We start from the raw sequence: 16,587 nt of genomic DNA, 5'->3' as shown, positions 1-16,587 counted from the left end.
GTATGAACGAGACCTTCCCCGTGTTGATCACCAGCAAACTCCTGGATCAAGTCATCAAGGCACACGCCCGCTGGCGTTGGCGCGCCTGAATCTTTTCTGCCGGCCCCGCCGGATCTGTATCGCTTTGCCTTCCTTGCCCGTTTGAAATGCCGCTTTGCCGTCGCCACCTGTGCGTCCGACATCGTGCAGCGTCCTGGCAAGTCATCCGAAGGCTGTTTCCAAGTCAGAATTCAAGAGGTTCGAAACGCCATGTTGCTGATGATCGACAACTACGACTCCTTTACTTACAACGTTGTGCAATACCTCGGCGAGCTGGGTGCCGAGGTCAAGGTCGTGCGCAACGACGAGCTGACCATCGCCGAAATCGAAGCGCTCAACCCGGAGCGAATCGTGGTGTCCCCCGGTCCGTGCACACCGACCGAAGCCGGCATCTCCATCGAAGCCATCAAGCACTTTGCCGGTAAACTGCCGATCCTCGGCGTCTGCCTCGGCCACCAGTCCATCGGCCAGGCCTTTGGCGGTGACGTGGTGCGTGCCCGGCAAGTGATGCACGGTAAGACTAGCCCGGTATTCCACGAGGACAAGGGCGTATTCGCCGGCCTGAACCGTCCGCTGACCGTCACCCGCTATCATTCCCTGATCGTCAAGCATGAGACCTTGCCCGATTGCCTGGAGCTGACCGCGTGGACTCAGCACGATGACGGCTCGGTGGATGAAATCATGGGCCTGCGTCACAAGACCCTGAACATCGAGGGCGTACAGTTCCACCCGGAATCGATCCTCACCGAGCAGGGCCACGAACTGTTCGCCAACTTCCTCAAACAAACCGGCGGCACGCGCTAAGGACTCTCCATGAATATCAAGACAGCCCTGAGCCGTATCGTCGATCACCTCGACCTCAGCACCGATGAAATGCGTGATGTGATGCGCGAAATCATGACCGGCCAATGCACGGACGCGCAGATCGGCGCGTTCATGATGGCCATGCGCATGAAGAGCGAAAGCATCGACGAAATCGTCGGCGCGGTGTCGGTGATGCGCGAGTTGGCCGACCAGGTCGAACTCAAGACCCTCGACGGCGTGGTCGATGTGGTCGGCACCGGCGGTGACGGCGCGAACATTTTCAACGTGTCCACCGCTTCCTCCTTTGTCGTTGCCGCGGCCGGCTGCACCGTCGCCAAACATGGCAACCGCGCGGTGTCGGGCAAGAGCGGCAGCGCCGACCTGCTGGAAGCGGCCGGGATCTACCTCAACCTGACCCCGGTTCAGGTGGCGCGTTGCATCGACAACGTCGGCATCGGTTTCATGTTTGCCCAGACGCATCACAAAGCCATGAAATACGCTGCCGGCCCGCGCCGTGACCTTGGCCTGCGTACCTTGTTCAACATGCTCGGCCCGCTTACGAATCCGGCCGGCGTCAAACATCAGGTCGTCGGTGTCTTCACTCAGGCGCTGTGCCGGCCACTGGCCGAAGTCTTGCAACGTCTGGGCAGCAAACATGTGCTGGTGGTGCATTCGAAGGACGGTCTGGATGAATTCAGTCTCGCTGCGCCGACTTTTGTGGCCGAGCTGAAGAACAACGAGATCACCGAATATTGGGTCGAGCCGGAAGATCTGGGTATGAAGAGCCAGAGTCTGCATGGCCTGTCGGTCGAAGGTCCGGAAGCTTCGCTGGCGCTGATCCGCGACGCGCTGGGCAAGCGCAAGACCGAGAATGGTCAGAAGGCTGCGGAAATGATCGTGCTCAATGCCGGTGCGGCGCTGTACGCCGCCGATCTGGCAACAAGTCTGAAAGAAGGCGTGGCACTTGCCCACGACGCTCTGCACACCGGTCTCGCTCGGGAAAAACTCGAGGAGTTGGGTGCCTTTACCGCGGTATTCAAAGTGGAGAATGAGGGATGAGTGTACCGACGGTTCTGGAAAACATTCTGGCCCGCAAGGTTCAGGAAGTCGCCGAGCGTAGCGCCCGTGTGAGCCTGAGCGAGCTGGAAAGTCTGGCCAAGGCGGCCGATGCACCCCGCGGTTTTGCCCGTGCCTTGCTGGCGCAGGCCAAGAAGAAACAACCGGCTGTGATCGCTGAAATCAAGAAGGCTTCGCCGAGCAAAGGCGTGATCCGTGAGAACTTCATTCCTGCCGATATCGCCAAAAGCTATGAGAAGGGCGGGGCGACCTGTCTGTCGGTACTGACGGATATCGACTACTTCCAGGGCGCTGATGCTTATCTGCAGCAGGCCCGTGCCGCGTGTTCGCTGCCGGTGATCCGCAAGGACTTCATGATCGATCCGTACCAGATCGTCGAAGCCCGTGCGCTGGGCGCCGACTGCGTGCTGCTGATTGTCTCCGCGCTGGATGACGTGAAAATGGCCGAGCTGGCTTCGGTGGCCAAAGGCGTCGGTCTCGATGTGCTGGTGGAAGTCCACGACGGCGATGAGCTGGAACGCGCATTGAAGACCCTCGACACGCCGCTGGTCGGGGTCAACAACCGCAACCTGCACACCTTCGACGTGAGCCTGGAAACCACCCTCGACCTGCTGCCGCGCATTCCGCGCGATCGTCTGGTGATCACCGAGAGCGGGATCCTCAACCGTGCCGATGTCGAACTCATGGAAATCAGCGACGTTTATGCGTTCCTGGTCGGTGAAGCGTTCATGCGCGCCGAAAGCCCGGGCATTGAACTGCAGCGCCTGTTCTTCCCTGAGCGCGGCGTTCCGGTGAGCGGTTCGACCCTCGACTGATCGACTCTTCGCAGGCGCCCGTATCCCTGTGGGAGCGGGCTTGCCCGCGAAGGCAGCATAAGATTCACCTCAGGCTCAACGTCCTATGGAAACCTTATGATCCCCACTTCCCTGACCATCGAAGCCGGCCTGCAAGCCGAGCAGGATCTGCTGGCCTCGGTCTGCGCCGGTGATGCTGAATTCGGTCTGCTGTTCTGGCAGCCCAGTGATCGCGCTCTGGTCATGCCGCGCCGCTTGAATCGCCTTCCCGGATTCGATCACGCCTGTGAAGTCTCCGCGGCTGCCGGTTGGCCGGTGCTGTTGCGTGAAACTGGCGGTGAACCTGTTCCGCAATCAGCGTCGACGATCAACATTGCACTGGTCTACGCGCCGCCTCGCAGCGAAGGCGATCTGAACCGCATCGAAACCGGTTACCGGCGTCTGTGTGATCCGATCTGTGAGTTGCTGGATGAGTTGGGCGGCAGGTCGTCGTTGGGTGAAATTGACGGTGCGTTCTGCGACGGTCGTTTTAACGTCAACCTCGACGGCCGCAAGATGGTCGGCACCGCTCAGCGCTGGCGCCAGAGTCAGGGTGGGCAGCGCCCGGTGGGATTGGTGCACGGTGCAATGCTGCTGGATGACGAGCGCGAATCGATGGTCGCGGCGGTCAATCGATTCAACGAAGCGTGTGGCCTGGAGCAACGGGTACGTGCCGCCAGCCACATCGCGTTGCATGAGAAATTCCCGGCGCCCCATGCATTGGCGCGACTCGATGAACTCTTTCTTTTGATGCTGGCGCAGATCTACGCCGCCTGAGCGTTCGAACTCAGCGAGTGCCGAAGACCACCATGGTCTTGCCTTTCACATCCACCAGGTTGCGTTCCTCAAGATCTTTGAGCACGCGACCGACCATCTCCCGCGAACAACCGACAATCCGCCCGATTTCCTGACGGGTCACCTTGATCTGCATGCCGTCCGGGTGGGTCATCGCATCGGGTTGCTTGCACAGCTCCAGCAGACAGCGGGCCACGCGGCCGGTGACATCGAAGAACGCCAGATCGCCGACCTTGCGCGTGGTGTTGCGCAGGCGTTGTGCGATTTGTCCGCTGAGCACATAAAGAATGTCTGGATCCTGCTGCGACAACTCACGGAATTTGGCGTAGCTGATTTCCGCAACCTCGCACTCGACCTTCGCCCGCACCCAGGCACTGCGCTCCTGTTCCTGGCCGGCCTGTTCGAACAGGCCCAGCTCACCGAAGAAATCCCCGGCATTCAGGTAAGCGATGATCATCTCGCGGCCGTCGTCGTCCTCGATCAGGATCGTGACCGAGCCGCGGATGATGAAGTACAGCGTGTCCGAGCGATCCCCGGCGCAGATGATGTTGCTCTTGGCCGCATGGCGCCGGCGCTGGCAATGCATCAGCAGTTTGTCGAGGTTCTTGATTTTAGGTGTGGGGGTAATACCAACCATGGTTGTATCCCGAAAAGACTGCACGGTTATATTTGGTTTTTATATGAGGCGCTGAGGCGGTCGCTACAAATACTGGCTAGGCGCCAGTGAATTGGCGCCAGCTTACCAGACACTTCGTCGAAAATTCGAGAAATTACCTACGCGGTAAAGGCATCCGTCCTAGGATCAGCGCTCGCAGTCAAACCGGGGCCCTGTGCTAAGCTGGCGACCCTTTTTTCTACAGTGGAGTCTTGGCGATGAAGGCACGCATCCAATGGGCTGGCGAAGCCATGTTCCTCGGCGAATCCGGCAGCGGTCATGTCGTGGTCATGGACGGTCCGCCGGACGCCGGTGGTCGCAATCTGGGTGTTCGCCCGATGGAAATGCTCCTGCTGGGCGTTGGCGGTTGCAGCAATTTCGACGTGGTCAGCATCCTGAAGAAGTCCCGTCAGGCGGTTGAAAGCTGCGAAGCTTTCCTGGAAGCCGAACGCGCGACCGAAGATCCGAAAGTGTTCACCAAGATCCACATGCACTTCGTGGTCAAGGGTCGTGGCCTGAAAGAAGCCCAGGTCAAACGCGCCATCGAGCTGTCGGCGGAGAAGTATTGCTCGGCCTCGATCATGCTCGGCGCAGCTGGCGTGGCAATCACCCACGACTATGAAATCGTCGAACTCGGCTGAGCCGACATTCAACTATCATAAAAGCAGTGCAGACTCTGGCGATCCCCCGCTGACGTCTGCATAATGCGCCACTTTTTTCAGGGCAGTGATCGGTCAGCCGACGGGTCTTCCGCCTGAACAGATAACCAAAATCGCCATCGCGAAGAGGTGTTAACCGTCCTACGCAGGTGCGTCGTTCGCACTTGACGGGCATGCTTGATCACGCGGCCGGGCCGCATACATAGAGAGTTTTTAACGGTGAAAAGCAAACTCAAGCTCCACGGGTTCAATAACCTGACAAAGACCTTGAGCTTCAACATCTATGACATCTGCTACGCGGAAACCCCGCAAGACCAGCAGGCTTACGTCGAGTACATCAATCAAGAGTACAACGCGGAACGCCTGACGCAGATCCTCACGGAAGTTGTCGAAATCATTGGTGCCAACATTCTGAACATTGCCAGTCAGAACTATGAGCCTCAGGGTGCCAGCGTCACGATTCTGATCTCGGAAGAACCGGTCACCCCGACCGAAAGCCAGATCGAAGAGTCCCCGGGTCCGCTGCCGGAAATCATCCTGGCCCACCTCGACAAGAGTCATATCACGGTGCATACCTACCCGGAAATCCATCCGGACGCCGGTATTGCGACGTTCCGTGTGGACATCGACGTGTCGACCTGTGGAGTCATTTCACCGCTCAAAGCGCTCAACTTCCTGATTCACCAGTTCGATTCGGACATCGTGACCGTGGATTACCGTGTGCGCGGCTTCACCCGTGACGTTGAAGGCAACAAGCACTTCATCGACCACGAGATCAACTCGATCCAGAACTACCTTTCCGAAGACACCCGCGACGCGTACCAGATGACCGACGTGAACGTGTACCAGGAAAACCTGTTCCACACTAAAATGCTGCTGAAGAACTTCGAACTGGATAACTACCTGTTCGGCGATGCCACCAGCAATCTGTCGTCTGAGCAACGCGCCCAGGTGACCGAGCGTGTGAAGCACGAAATGCTGGAAATCTTCTACGCGCGCAATATGCCGAGCTAAGAAGTCCAGGCACAAAAAAGGCGACTGCTTTGCGGCAGTCGCCTTTTTTATGGGCGTTTTTCAGATTCGGTAAGTGCTTTTGGTCATCACTTTGGCCAACAGGCTCATGCCGAACTTCACCGGCGCCGGGAAGCGAAAACCGCCGGCCTCCAGCGCACTTTCTGCGTGATGTTCTTCATCGATACGCATCTGCTCCAGAATCGCCCGGGATTTCTCATCCTCGGCCGGCAGTTGTTCCAGATGCTCGTTCAGGTGCTTGCACACCTGATGCTCGGTCGCCGCGACAAAACCGAGGCTGACCTTGTCGCTGATCAGCCCGGCGACTGCGCCAATCCCGAACGACATGCCATAGAACAGCGGATTGAGCACGCTGGTGTGGCTGCCCAGCTGATGAATGCGCTGTTCGCACCAGACCAGATGATCGATCTCTTCTTCGGCCGCATGCTCCATGGCTTCGCGAACCTGCGGCAGCTTGGCGGTCAGGGCCTGACCTTGGTACAGCGCCTGGGCACAGACTTCACCGGTATGGTTGATGCGCATCAGGCCGGCGACGTGGCGGGTGTCTTCGTCGCTCATCTGCACATCGGGCTGCACGATGGCCGGCGACGGACGGTACGGCTGGCCGCTGAAGGGCAGCAGGGTTCGCATTGCGGCATCGGCTTGCAGCAGAAGACGGTCAATTGGCGAATAGTGACGTTGGGTAGTCATGCTGACCTCCGGGAAGAATCTCGGCGGCCAGTTTAACCGAATCGGCCGGGGAAGGTTTGCGCTGGGTCATGTGGGAGCAGGGCGCTCCCACAGATTTCGAGGTCGATCAGCCCGGTGGCCAGTTCATCTGGCGTTGACCGAGTACGTGCATATGAATGTGGTAGACCGTCTGCCCACCCTTTTCATTGCAGTTCATCACCACCCGGAAGCCTTCCTCGCAACCCAGCTCCAGCGCCAGGCGCTGGGCGGTGAACAGGATGTGCCCGGCCAGTGCCTTGTCGTCTTCCGTCAGGTCGTTGAGGGTGCGCACCGGTTTCTTCGGGATCACCAGAAAATGCACCGGTGCCTGTGGGGCGATGTCGTGGAACGCCAGAACCTGGTCGTCCTCGTAGATGATCTTCGCCGGGATTTCCCGGTTGATGATCTTGGTGAACAGAGTATCCACAGCTGTTTTCTCCGTTGTGTGAGCTGGGCTGAGTGTACCCACGAGGGATCACCGCGCCCAGCCATTTGCCTGCCGGCCCTTCAGCGCGGGCAGTAAGCTTTGTTGACCATGCCGACGATGGTGCGGTTGAGCCAGCGCGAACCCAGTCGTGGCAGAAAGGCGAACCAGCGGTTTCTGCGCCCGGGAATGATGATCGCGCGGTTTTTCTCCAGGGCGCGCACGGTGTATAGCGCGACCTCTTCGGGGCTCATCAGCAGTTTGCTGGTGTTGAGTTTGTCGTTGTTCAGTTGCGCCGTGCGAAAGAACGCCGTGCGCGTCGGGCCCGGGCAGAGCACCGAGACTTTCACGGCGCATTTTTTCAGTTCCACCCGCAGCGCTTCGGAAAAATGCAGAACGTAGGCCTTGCTGGCGTAGTAGGTGCTCATCCATGGGCCTGGATTGAAAGCCGCCACCGACGCAACGTTGAGAATCTGCCCGCCGCCCTGCAGGGCCATGCTGTTGCCGATCGCGTGGCACAGGCGGGTGAGGGCGAGGATGTTCACCTCGATCAGGTCTTGTTCGGTCATCCAGTCCTGAGCCAGGAAGGGGCCGCAGGTGCCGATGCCGGCGCAGTTCACCAGCAAATCGATCTGCCGGTCACCTTCTTCAAGCTCCAGCAGAAACCCGGACAGGCGCAACGGCTCACCCAGATCGCAGGCCCGGAACAGTACCTCCACGCCGAAACGCTGGGTCAGTTCAATCGCAATGCTTTCCAGCTGATCACGCTGTCGGGCCACCAGAATCAGGCTGCGGCCACGGCGGGCCAGGGCTTCGGCCATGGCCAGGCCGATACCGCTGGAGGCGCCAGTGATCAGAGCGTAACGGGTCATGCAGTTCTCCATCGCAACAGCTCCGCGCCGTGGACGCAGGTGTCACGGCGGGGAGCGCTGTTCATTCTTTCGCAGAGTCTACAGGGGCCGGCGCGGCTTCGGCTGCATCGTCCACCGAATTCGGCGCGGGCTCGACTTCGACATCGACTTCATCAGCGGTCACCGAACCGCTCTCATAACTGCTTTCGAGGCTGGTTTCGTACTCCTGCTGGATCGCGGAGATCCCGCCCAGCATTCCGCCGACGAAGAACAACCCGATAAAGACGATCCACAGAGAGCACAGCACTTTGACGGCGGTGCTGTTCGGCGGCGGTGGCGGGCCATAGCGATTGGCGCCGGTATTGCCGGGCATGACCATGATCACCAGCGGGAAGAAGCTGCCCACGAACGGTACCAGGGTCAGTAGCCAGAGCCAGCCTGACCAGCCGATATCGTGCAGACGCTGAATGCTGAACAGGATGCCGACGATCGCGAAGGCCAGGAACAGGAAGAAGGCGAAGATACCGCCAATGATCAGGCCGGAGGTCGAATCGGCGCTCACCAGGCCCAGACCGATCAGCGCAAACACACCGATGATTGGCAGGGTCACCAGACTCAGTACCATTGACCATGCCAGGTAGCGCAGGCGTCCGATCCGTCCTTCGACGCTCAATGGCTTGAGCGCGGCGAACTCCGGCAGGTGTTCACCGACACTTGCCCGAGGTGGTGCATAGGGTGAGTCGGGCTCAGTCACGGCAGCGGAGTGTTCCTGGACATCGGACAGATTCAGTTCGATGGCTGTTTCTGTCTCGATCCGGGCGTCGATCCCGGTCTTGCCCAGCGCTTGCAAATAAGCCTGGGCGTCGCTGTGTGACAGGTCGCGCTTGAAGGCAACGGCGCGTCCATTGAACAGGCGCTCGATGCCGGCCACGTCACTCTTGAACAGGTCGGCCAGATTGAGTTTGGCCGTGGTGATATCGACGCCAGGCTGAAGGGCTCCGTCGAAAACGATCTTGTAACGCGGTTCGCTCATGACCGAGGCATCCTTGTCGCGAAAGAAATTGAATTGAAACGTGTTGCAGTCGCCAAGTGTAAGGCCAGTCGGGCAACGACTGGCCGGAATTTTCTCAGCGTGGCCAGCGTTTCGGAAGTTGCGCTGCGTGCTCCAGGGCCTGGCGATACTCGGCATCGAGGCGTGCCACCAGTTGGTCAACGCTCGGCAGATCCTCGATTTCGCCTACCCCCTGGCCGGCCGACCACACGGTTTTCCAGGCCTTGGCTTCATCGTTGATCGGTTTGAGCTTGTCGCCGAAGTTCACTTCACCTTTGCCTTGCAGCGCAGCCGTGTCGAAACCGGCAGCTTCCAGGCTTTGACGCATGAAGCTGGCCGGTACTCCAGACACGGCAGGAGTATGAATGATGTCCGCTGCCTTGGCTGTCAGGAGCATCTCCTTGTAGGCGTCGGGCGCATGACTTTCTGTCGTACCGATGAATCGTGTTCCGAAGTAGGCCAAATCCGCGCCAAGCAACTGTGCGGCGAGAATCTCATGGCCGTGGTTCAAACATCCTGCAAGCAGCAGCGTCTTGTCGAAGAACTGACGAATCTCGGCAATCAGCGAGAACGGACTCCAGGTGCCGGCATGACCACCGGCGCCGGCGGCAACGGCGATCAAGCCATCGACGCCGGCTTCGGCGGCTTTTTCCGCATGGCGGCGAGTCGTCACGTCGTGGAACACCAGGCCGCCATAGCTGTGCACAGCGTCCACCAACTCCTTCACTGCACCGAGGCTGGTGATGACGATCGGCACCTTGTGCTCGACGCAGATGTTCAGATCCGCCTGCAGACGCGGATTGCTCTTGTGAACAATCAGGTTCACGGCATACGGCGCCGGGTTATCCAGTGTCGCCAGTCCCGCTTCGATCTGTTCCAGCCAGGCCTTGAACCCGCTGCTTTCGCGTTGGTTGAGCGCCGGAAAGCTGCCCACCACGCCGTTGCGACAGCACGCGAGCACCAGTTCAGGATTGGAAATCAGGAACATCGGCGCAGCCACGACGGGCAGGCGCAGACGTTGTTCGAGCAGAGCGGGCAGCGACATCGGAAGTACCCCGGAAAGTTGAACCAGTTGAAGTTAGAACGGCTTGACCACGACCAGAATTACGATAGCCAGCAATATCAGAACCGGCACTTCATTGAACCAGCGATAAAAGACATGGCTGCGGGTGTTCTCGCCACGGGCAAAACGTTTTACCTGCGCACCGCACATGTGGTGATAACCGATCAACAGCACGACCAGGGTCAGCTTGGCGTGGATCCAGCCACCGCTGCTGAAGATGCTCGGGTTCAGGTAGATCAGCCAGCCGCCGAAGATCAGGGCAGCGATCATCGCCGGGCCCATGATGCCGCGATACAGCTTGCGTTCCATGACGCTGAAGCGTTCTTTACTGATCGTATCTTCACTTTGGGCGTGATAAACGAACAGTCGCGGCAGGTAGAACAGTCCGGCAAACCAGCACACGATGCTGACGATATGAAGCGCTTTGATCCACAGATAGAGCATTTTTGGTTATTCCCTCATTCACGGTAGGCCGGATAGTAGAGGCTTGAGCGTCCGCACGTCACCTTGACGGTTGTCGCAGGGGCGCGCGGCCCCTATTATCGACGGCTTTCCAGTGGGTTCGTTGAGGGCAGGTTTATGGTCAAGGTCGGTATCGTCGGCGGCACGGGTTACACCGGTGTCGAACTGCTGCGTCTGTTGGCACAGCATCCGCAGGCAGAAGTGGTGGTGATCACTTCCCGATCCGAGGCCGGTCTGGCCGTGGCTGATATGTACCCGAACCTGCGCGGTCACTACGATGGCCTGGCATTCAGCGTGCCGGACATCAAGACCCTGGGCGCCTGCGACGTGGTGTTCTTCGCCACTCCGCACGGGGTTGCCCACGCACTGGCAGGCGAATTGCTGGCAGCGGGCACCAAGGTCATCGACCTGTCGGCGGATTTCCGTCTGCAGGACGCGGATGAATGGGCCAAGTGGTACGGCCAGCCGCACGGTGCGCCGGAGCTGCTGGACGAAGCGGTTTATGGCTTGCCGGAAGTCAACCGCGAGCAAATCAAGAAAGCACGCCTGATCGCGGTGCCGGGTTGCTATCCGACCGCAACGCAGCTGGGTTTCCTGCCGTTGCTTGAGGCAGGTCTGGCCGATACTTCGCTGCTGATCGCCGACTGCAAATCCGGTGTCAGCGGTGCCGGCCGTGGTGCTTCCGTGGGCTCGCTGTATTCCGAGACGTCGGAAAGCATGAAGGCCTATGCGGTGAAAGGTCACCGTCATTTGCCGGAAATTCGTCAGGGGCTGCGTCGTGCGGCGGGCAAGGATGTCGGTCTGACCTTCGTGCCACACCTGACGCCGATGATTCGTGGCATTCACTCCACGCTCTATGCGACTGTGGTTGATCGCTCGGTGGATCTGCAGGCACTGTTCGAAAAGCGTTATGCCAATGAACCGTTCGTCGACGTGATGCCGGCCGGCAGCCATCCGGAAACCCGTAGCGTGCGCGGTGCCAACGTCTGCCGAATTGCGGTTCACCGTCCACAGGATGGTGATCTGGTGGTGGTGCTGTCGGTGATCGACAATCTGGTCAAGGGCGCGTCGGGTCAGGCGGTGCAGAACATGAACATCCTGTTCGGTCTGGATGAGCGCTTTGGTCTGTCCCACGCGGGCATGCTGCCGTAACGGCTTGTTGGACTCGTAAAAAGGCCCGTTGAACGGGCCTTTTTGCATTCTGGTCGGTTGATCAGCTTTATTGATATACCGTAACAATAGTTGACCGATTTTCTAGGACAAGCGGATAATGCGCGTCATCACGCATTATGGCGGCGTAACGCCGGGAGATAGTCAGCATGAGCGTCGAATCCTTCACCCCCACGGCTTTGCAATTCACCCAGGGTGCCGCGCACAAGGTGAAGAGCCTGGTCGATGAAGAGGGGAATGATCGCTTGAAGCTGCGCGTATTCGTTACGGGCGGCGGTTGTTCAGGGTTTCAGTACGGCTTCACCTTCGATGAGGATGTGGCCGAGGACGACACCATCGTCGAGCGCGAAGGCGTCAGTCTGGTGGTTGATCCGATGAGTTTCCAATACCTGGCAGGTGCCGAGGTGGACTACCAGGAAGGTCTGGAAGGTTCGCGGTTCGTGATCAAGAACCCGAATGCCACCACGACGTGTGGTTGCGGTTCTTCGTTCTCGATCTGATCTCGCTTCACCGAACACAACAAAACGCCGCAGAGCCTCACGGTTCTGCGGCGTTTTGTTATCTGCATTTTGTCTTAGTTGGGGTAGATGGCGCCGAGTATGCGCAAACCCTTGGCGCCGGTGACGCTGGGGCGATTGGCAGTGATGCCCTCCAGGCAGCAATGGGCCAGCCAGGCGAAGGCCATGGCTTCGACCCAATCCGGATCTACGCCGTGGGTGGCGGTGCTGGCGACTTTTGCGTTTGGTAGCAGGTCAGCCAGACGCTTCATCAGCGTGGCGTTGTGGGCGCCGCCGCCGCAGACCAGCAGTTCTTCGGTATTCGATTGAGCGCTTTGCAGCGATTCGACGATGGTCAGCGCCGTCAGTTCGAGCAGCGTTGCCTGTACGTTTTCGGGTGTGAAACCCGGCAGGTGTGACAGATGCTGTTCCAGCCAAGGCAGGTTGAACACTTCCCGGCCGGTACTCTTCGGGCCTTGGGTCGAGAAGAAGGGATCGCTCAGCAATGCCTTGAGCAGGACCGGCTCAACCCTGCCGCTGGCTGCCCATTGACCGTTGCGATCATAGTTTTCCCCGCGTTGCTGGTGAATCCACGCATCCATCAGAACATTCCCAGGCCCGCAGTCGAATCCGGCTACAGGCTTGTTCGGCTCGATCAGGCTGACATTGCTGAAACCGCCGACATTCAGGACCGCGCGGTTACCGGTACGCTCTTCGAACAACGCTTCGTGGAAGGCGGGAACCAGAGGGGCGCCTTGACCGCCGGCGGCCACATCACGGCTGCGGAAGTCACTGACGACCGTAATGCCGGTCAGCTCGGTCAGCAGGGCAGGGTTGCCGATCTGTACGGTGAAGCCGCGTGCCGGCTCATGGCGAATGGTCTGGCCGTGGCTGCCGATCGCGCGAATGGCTTCGGGTTTGAGCTGTTGCTGTTCGAGCAGGATATGGATCCCTTCGGCGGCAAGCTTCACCCAATTCTGTTGGGCAATGGCCGAGCGGGCGATCTCGTCGGGACCACTGGCGCACAAGCCAAGCAGCTCGGCGCGCAGGGACTCAGGCATGGGAATGTAGTGCGTGGCGATCAGGTTGATCGCCGAGGATTGCTCGATCAGGGCGATGTCCAGCCCGTCGAGACTGGTGCCGGACATCACGCCGATATAAAGAGCCATGGCTTAACGTTTGCTCGAAGCCAGCATGGTGGCCTTCTCTTGGTCCATGCGAGCCATCAGCGGCTGGCTCTGTGCCAGGAAGCGGGCGCGTTCGGCTTTGGCAATCGGGTCGGCCATTGGCAGCTTCTGGCCCAGCGGATCGACGTGAACACCGTTGACCTGGAACTCATAGTGCAGGTGCGGACCGGTGGACAGGCCGGTGGTGCCGATGTAGCCGATCACCTGGCCCTGCTTGACGGTACCGCCGGTTTTCACGCCTTTGGCGAAACCCTGCATATGGCCGTACAGCGTGCGGTAGGTATTGCCGTGCTGAATGATCACGGTGTTGCCGTAACCGCCACGACGACCGGCCAGCAATACTTTGCCGTCACCGGCAGCCTTGATTGGCGTACCGCGCGGGGCGGCGTAGTCGACACCTTTGTGGGCGCGGATCTTGTTGAGGATCGGGTGTTTGCGGCCCATGGAAAACTTGGAGCTGATGCGGGCGAAGTCCACCGGCGTGCGGATGAACGCCTTGCGCATGCTGTTGCCATCGGCGGTGTAGTAGCTGCTGTTGCCCTGCTTGTTGGTGTAACGCACGGCGGTGTAGGTCTTGCCGCGGTTGGTGAAGCGGGCGGACAGGATCGGGCCGTTGCCGACGGCTTTGCCATTGACCACTTTCTGTTCGTAGATCACGTCGAACTCGTCGCCCTGGCGGATATCCTGGGCGAAGTCGACGTCGTAGCCGAACACGCTGGCCATATCCATGGTCAGGCTGTGGGACAGGCCGGCGCGGGCGGCGGACTGGGACAGCGAGCTGTTGATCACGCCGTGGACATAGGCAGTACGAACGGTAGGTTTGGCGGTTACGCGGTTGAATACATAACCCTTGTCGTTCTTGGTCAGGGTGATGGTTTCGACGTCGCTGACCTTGCTGTGCAGGTTGGTCAGTTGGCCTTGCGGGTTGAGCTCGAATTCGAGTTTCTGGCCGTGTTTGAGCTGGCTGAACTGCTTGGCCTGTTTGTCGCTGGCCAGCACGTCATGCACGGCTGCAGCGGGAAGGCCGACCTTCTCGAACAATGTCGAAAGGGTATCACCCTTGGAGACGATCACTTCCCTGTGGCCTGGAGCCTTCTTTTCAGGAGCGACCGGAGCAGGCGCTGGCGCGGCCTGGGCGGTTTGAGGTGCGTCTTCTGTGCTGTTTTCGATCTGCGCGAAGGGCGAAGCTACTGGCTCATTTGTGGCTTGAACCGCGTCAGCAGCGTCTTGATCTTGTGTCAGTTGTTCAGCAGGACTTTCCAGTTCAAGGCTCAGGGTCGTCTTTTTGGCTTCAACATCACTGGAAGGAAATACCAGGAGCGCCAGGCTGAGAAGGGCGGCGATCCCACTTGCGGCAAGCAGGTGGGTCTTCGGGTAAAGCGGTGGCGCTTTAGACGGTTCAGTGGTCATAAGTAGTTTTGACTTTGAAAAGATGAATTGGAAAAGATGAATGACATGATGAAGATGAAATAACTGTATAAAATATAACCAAATCATCTCTGAGGCAAGTCCGCAGGCATCTCGCCTGTGGATTGGTGTCCGTGCGCCGGGCAAAACTTGTAATTGGTGCGCGATCTTGTATGGTTGGTTCCCTTTGAATCTGAGCCTTGCGGGTCTGTTATGAAGTCGGTTGAAGAGCAGCTAGCGCTGATTAAACGTGGTGCGGAAGAATTGTTGGTCGAGTCCGAGCTGATCGAAAAGCTCAAGCGTGGCCAGCCGCTGCGAATCAAGGCCGGCTTCGATCCAACGGCGCCGGATCTGCACCTTGGTCACACCGTGCTTATTAATAAGCTGCGCCAGTTCCAGGAGCTGGGGCATCAGGTGATCTTCCTTATAGGCGACTTCACCGGAATGATCGGGGATCCGAGTGGCAAGAGTGCAACTCGTCCTCCGCTGACCCGTGAGCAGGTTCTGGAAAATGCCGAGACCTACAAGACTCAGGTCTTCAAGATTCTTGATCCGGCGAAAACCGAAGTCGCGTTCAACTCCACCTGGATGGATCAGATGGGGCCAGCGGACTTTATTCGTCTGACTTCGCAGTACACCGTGGCTCGTATGCTTGAGCGTGATGACTTCGACAAGCGCTACACCACCAATCAGCCAATCGCCATTCATGAGTTCCTCTATCCGCTGGTGCAGGGGTATGACTCGGTTGCATTGCGCGCGGACGTGGAGCTGGGCGGTACCGATCAGAAGTTCAATCTGTTGATGGGGCGCGAACTGCAGCGTGGTTATGGTCAGGAAGCTCAGTGCATTCTGACGATGCCCCTGCTCGAGGGGTTGGATGGCGTTAAGAAGATGTCCAAGTCGTTGGGCAACTACGTCGGTATCCAGGAAGCGCCGGGCGTCATGTACAGCAAGCTGGTTTCGATCCCGGATGCGTTGATGTGGCGTTACTTCGAACTGCTCAGCTTCCGTTCGATGGATGAGATCAATGCTTTCCGTGCTGATGTAGAGGCGGGTGCCAATCCTCGCGACATCAAGATCAAGCTGGCTGAAGAAATTGTTGCGCGTTTCCATGGTGAAGAGGCTGCTGCCAATGCTCACCGTGGTGCGGGTAACCGTATGAAGGATGGCGAGTTGCCGGATGATTTGCCGGAAGTCGAACTGACTGCTGCCGAAGATATGCCGATTGCTGCCGTCCTTAATAAGGCTGGCCTGGTAAAGAACTCGGCTGCTGCTCGTGACCTGCTGGCTTCTGGCGGTGTACGTGTGGATGGTGAGGTTGTCGATCGTTCCTTTATATGCGTGCTGGGTTCGACTCATGTTTGCCAGGCTGGCAAGAAGGCTTTTGCACGGATTACGCTGAAATCCGAGTAAGGTTGAAATTAGGGGTTGACGGCAGATTCTGGAGGCCTATAATTCGCCCCACTTCCGGCGCAGTCGAAACGGAAAACTCCTTGAAACTCAATGAGTTACGCAGTTTTCGGCAGCGACTTGCTTCAGATCATCGAAGCCTGGAAGGAGTTGAAAGAGTGGTGATGTTTGGCTCTTTTGACGTTTCGATCTTCTCGGTCGAAAGCGGAGAAAAAGAGGTGTTGACAGCAGCGTGTAACGCTGTAGAATTCGCCTCCCGCTAACGAGAGATCGGAGGCGCAAGTGGTTGAAGTTGTTGAAGAATTCTTCGAAAACTTCTGAAAATAATCACTTGACAGCAAATGAGGCTGCTGTAGAATGCGCGCCTCGGTTGAGACGAAAGATCTTAACCAACCGCTCTTTAACAACTGAATCAAGCAATTCGTGTGGGTGCTTGTGGAGTCAGACTGATAGTCAGAAAGAT

The 16,587-nt window shown here is 58.6% G+C and carries 19 protein-coding genes; 10 read left to right on the top strand and 9 right to left on the bottom strand.

Annotated elements, in window-relative coordinates:
- Positions 1-249 precede the first annotated feature (249 nt).
- The 4 genes from IF199_RS27220 to IF199_RS27205 all read left to right on the top strand — a co-directional run bounded on the left by IF199_RS27220 (position 250) and on the right by IF199_RS27205 (position 3,530).
- The gene (locus IF199_RS27220; RefSeq protein WP_007956309.1) at positions 250-843 is read left to right on the top strand and encodes an aminodeoxychorismate/anthranilate synthase component II; all 594 of its coding nucleotides are present in this window, start codon (positions 250-252) and stop codon (positions 841-843) included.
- A gap of 9 nt (positions 844-852) precedes the next feature.
- The gene (gene trpD / locus IF199_RS27215) at positions 853-1,902 is read left to right on the top strand and encodes an anthranilate phosphoribosyltransferase (protein WP_096817925.1); all 1,050 of its coding nucleotides are present in this window, start codon (positions 853-855) and stop codon (positions 1,900-1,902) included.
- On the top strand, positions 1,899-2,735 hold the full coding sequence (trpC, locus tag IF199_RS27210; RefSeq protein WP_192559125.1) for an indole-3-glycerol phosphate synthase TrpC: 837 nt from the start codon (positions 1,899-1,901) through the stop codon (positions 2,733-2,735). The genes trpD and trpC overlap by 4 nt, the downstream gene beginning before the upstream one ends.
- Positions 2,736-2,831: 96 nt before the next feature.
- Positions 2,832-3,530: a lipoate--protein ligase family protein gene (locus tag IF199_RS27205; protein ID WP_192559124.1), complete on the top strand. Its 699-nt coding sequence runs from the start codon at positions 2,832-2,834 to the stop codon at positions 3,528-3,530.
- Positions 3,531-3,540: 10 nt separating this feature from the next.
- Here IF199_RS27205 and crp read toward each other — a convergent pair whose 3' ends face one another.
- Positions 3,541-4,185 (bottom strand): cAMP-activated global transcriptional regulator CRP, encoded by a 645-nt coding sequence (gene crp / locus IF199_RS27200; RefSeq protein WP_085709238.1) that lies wholly within the window; start codon positions 4,183-4,185, stop codon positions 3,541-3,543.
- 236 nt (positions 4,186-4,421) lie between these two features.
- Between crp and IF199_RS27195 the strand changes: the two genes are divergently transcribed.
- Both IF199_RS27195 and speD read left to right on the top strand, forming a co-directional pair.
- Positions 4,422-4,844 (top strand): OsmC family protein, encoded by a 423-nt coding sequence (locus tag IF199_RS27195; protein ID WP_003228794.1) that lies wholly within the window; start codon positions 4,422-4,424, stop codon positions 4,842-4,844.
- 237 nt (positions 4,845-5,081) lie between these two features.
- The gene (speD, locus tag IF199_RS27190) at positions 5,082-5,876 is read left to right on the top strand and encodes an adenosylmethionine decarboxylase (RefSeq protein ID WP_007956315.1); all 795 of its coding nucleotides are present in this window, start codon (positions 5,082-5,084) and stop codon (positions 5,874-5,876) included.
- A gap of 60 nt (positions 5,877-5,936) precedes the next feature.
- Here the strand turns inward: speD and coq7 are convergent, their stop codons facing one another.
- From coq7 to hemJ, 6 genes are all read right to left on the bottom strand, one after another.
- Positions 5,937-6,584, bottom strand: coding sequence for a 2-polyprenyl-3-methyl-6-methoxy-1,4-benzoquinone monooxygenase (coq7, locus tag IF199_RS27185; protein ID WP_007956317.1), 648 nt, complete (start codon positions 6,582-6,584; stop codon positions 5,937-5,939).
- Between the two features lie 106 nt (positions 6,585-6,690).
- Positions 6,691-7,029, bottom strand: a complete 339-nt coding sequence (locus IF199_RS27180) for a histidine triad nucleotide-binding protein (RefSeq protein WP_003228789.1) — start codon at positions 7,027-7,029, stop codon at positions 6,691-6,693.
- A gap of 80 nt (positions 7,030-7,109) precedes the next feature.
- The gene (locus IF199_RS27175) at positions 7,110-7,898 is read right to left on the bottom strand and encodes an SDR family NAD(P)-dependent oxidoreductase (protein WP_192559123.1); all 789 of its coding nucleotides are present in this window, start codon (positions 7,896-7,898) and stop codon (positions 7,110-7,112) included.
- A gap of 61 nt (positions 7,899-7,959) precedes the next feature.
- The gene (locus tag IF199_RS27170; RefSeq protein WP_192559122.1) at positions 7,960-8,910 is read right to left on the bottom strand and encodes a DUF805 domain-containing protein; all 951 of its coding nucleotides are present in this window, start codon (positions 8,908-8,910) and stop codon (positions 7,960-7,962) included.
- 94 nt (positions 8,911-9,004) lie between these two features.
- The gene (locus IF199_RS27165) at positions 9,005-9,973 is read right to left on the bottom strand and encodes an NAD(P)H-dependent flavin oxidoreductase (protein WP_192559121.1); all 969 of its coding nucleotides are present in this window, start codon (positions 9,971-9,973) and stop codon (positions 9,005-9,007) included.
- A 33-nt stretch (positions 9,974-10,006) separates the two neighbouring features.
- Positions 10,007-10,435 carry a protoporphyrinogen oxidase HemJ gene (gene hemJ, locus IF199_RS27160; RefSeq protein WP_085709241.1) on the bottom strand — a complete coding sequence of 143 codons (429 nt, stop codon included), beginning with the start codon at positions 10,433-10,435 and terminating at the stop codon, positions 10,007-10,009.
- A gap of 135 nt (positions 10,436-10,570) precedes the next feature.
- Between hemJ and argC the strand changes: the two genes are divergently transcribed.
- Entirely contained in the window at positions 10,571-11,605 is a 1,035-nt protein-coding gene (gene argC / locus IF199_RS27155; protein ID WP_096817941.1) for an N-acetyl-gamma-glutamyl-phosphate reductase, read from the top strand.
- A gap of 167 nt (positions 11,606-11,772) precedes the next feature.
- On the top strand, positions 11,773-12,123 hold the full coding sequence (erpA, locus tag IF199_RS27150) for an iron-sulfur cluster insertion protein ErpA (protein ID WP_003228776.1): 351 nt from the start codon (positions 11,773-11,775) through the stop codon (positions 12,121-12,123).
- Between the two features lie 74 nt (positions 12,124-12,197).
- Here the strand turns inward: erpA and IF199_RS27145 are convergent, their stop codons facing one another.
- Both IF199_RS27145 and IF199_RS27140 read right to left on the bottom strand, forming a co-directional pair.
- Positions 12,198-13,289, bottom strand: a complete 1,092-nt coding sequence (locus IF199_RS27145) for an anhydro-N-acetylmuramic acid kinase (protein ID WP_192559120.1) — start codon at positions 13,287-13,289, stop codon at positions 12,198-12,200.
- A 3-nt stretch (positions 13,290-13,292) separates the two neighbouring features.
- Positions 13,293-14,717 (bottom strand): peptidoglycan DD-metalloendopeptidase family protein, encoded by a 1,425-nt coding sequence (locus IF199_RS27140; RefSeq protein ID WP_192559119.1) that lies wholly within the window; start codon positions 14,715-14,717, stop codon positions 13,293-13,295.
- Between the two features lie 210 nt (positions 14,718-14,927).
- Here IF199_RS27140 and tyrS point away from each other — a divergent pair, with 210 nt between their 5' ends.
- Positions 14,928-16,127, top strand: coding sequence for a tyrosine--tRNA ligase (gene tyrS / locus IF199_RS27135; RefSeq protein WP_192559118.1), 1,200 nt, complete (start codon positions 14,928-14,930; stop codon positions 16,125-16,127).
- A gap of 80 nt (positions 16,128-16,207) precedes the next feature.
- Positions 16,208-16,387: a hypothetical protein gene (locus IF199_RS27130; protein ID WP_176504905.1), complete on the top strand. Its 180-nt coding sequence runs from the start codon at positions 16,208-16,210 to the stop codon at positions 16,385-16,387.
- Positions 16,388-16,587: the final 200 nt, after the last annotated feature.

Source organism: Pseudomonas allokribbensis (genome assembly GCF_014863605.1).
Taxonomy (GTDB): Bacteria; Pseudomonadota; Gammaproteobacteria; order Pseudomonadales; family Pseudomonadaceae; genus Aquipseudomonas; species Aquipseudomonas allokribbensis.
The sequence above is the reverse complement of the archived record's forward strand: the minus strand, read 5'-3'. Positions and strand labels throughout refer to the sequence as shown.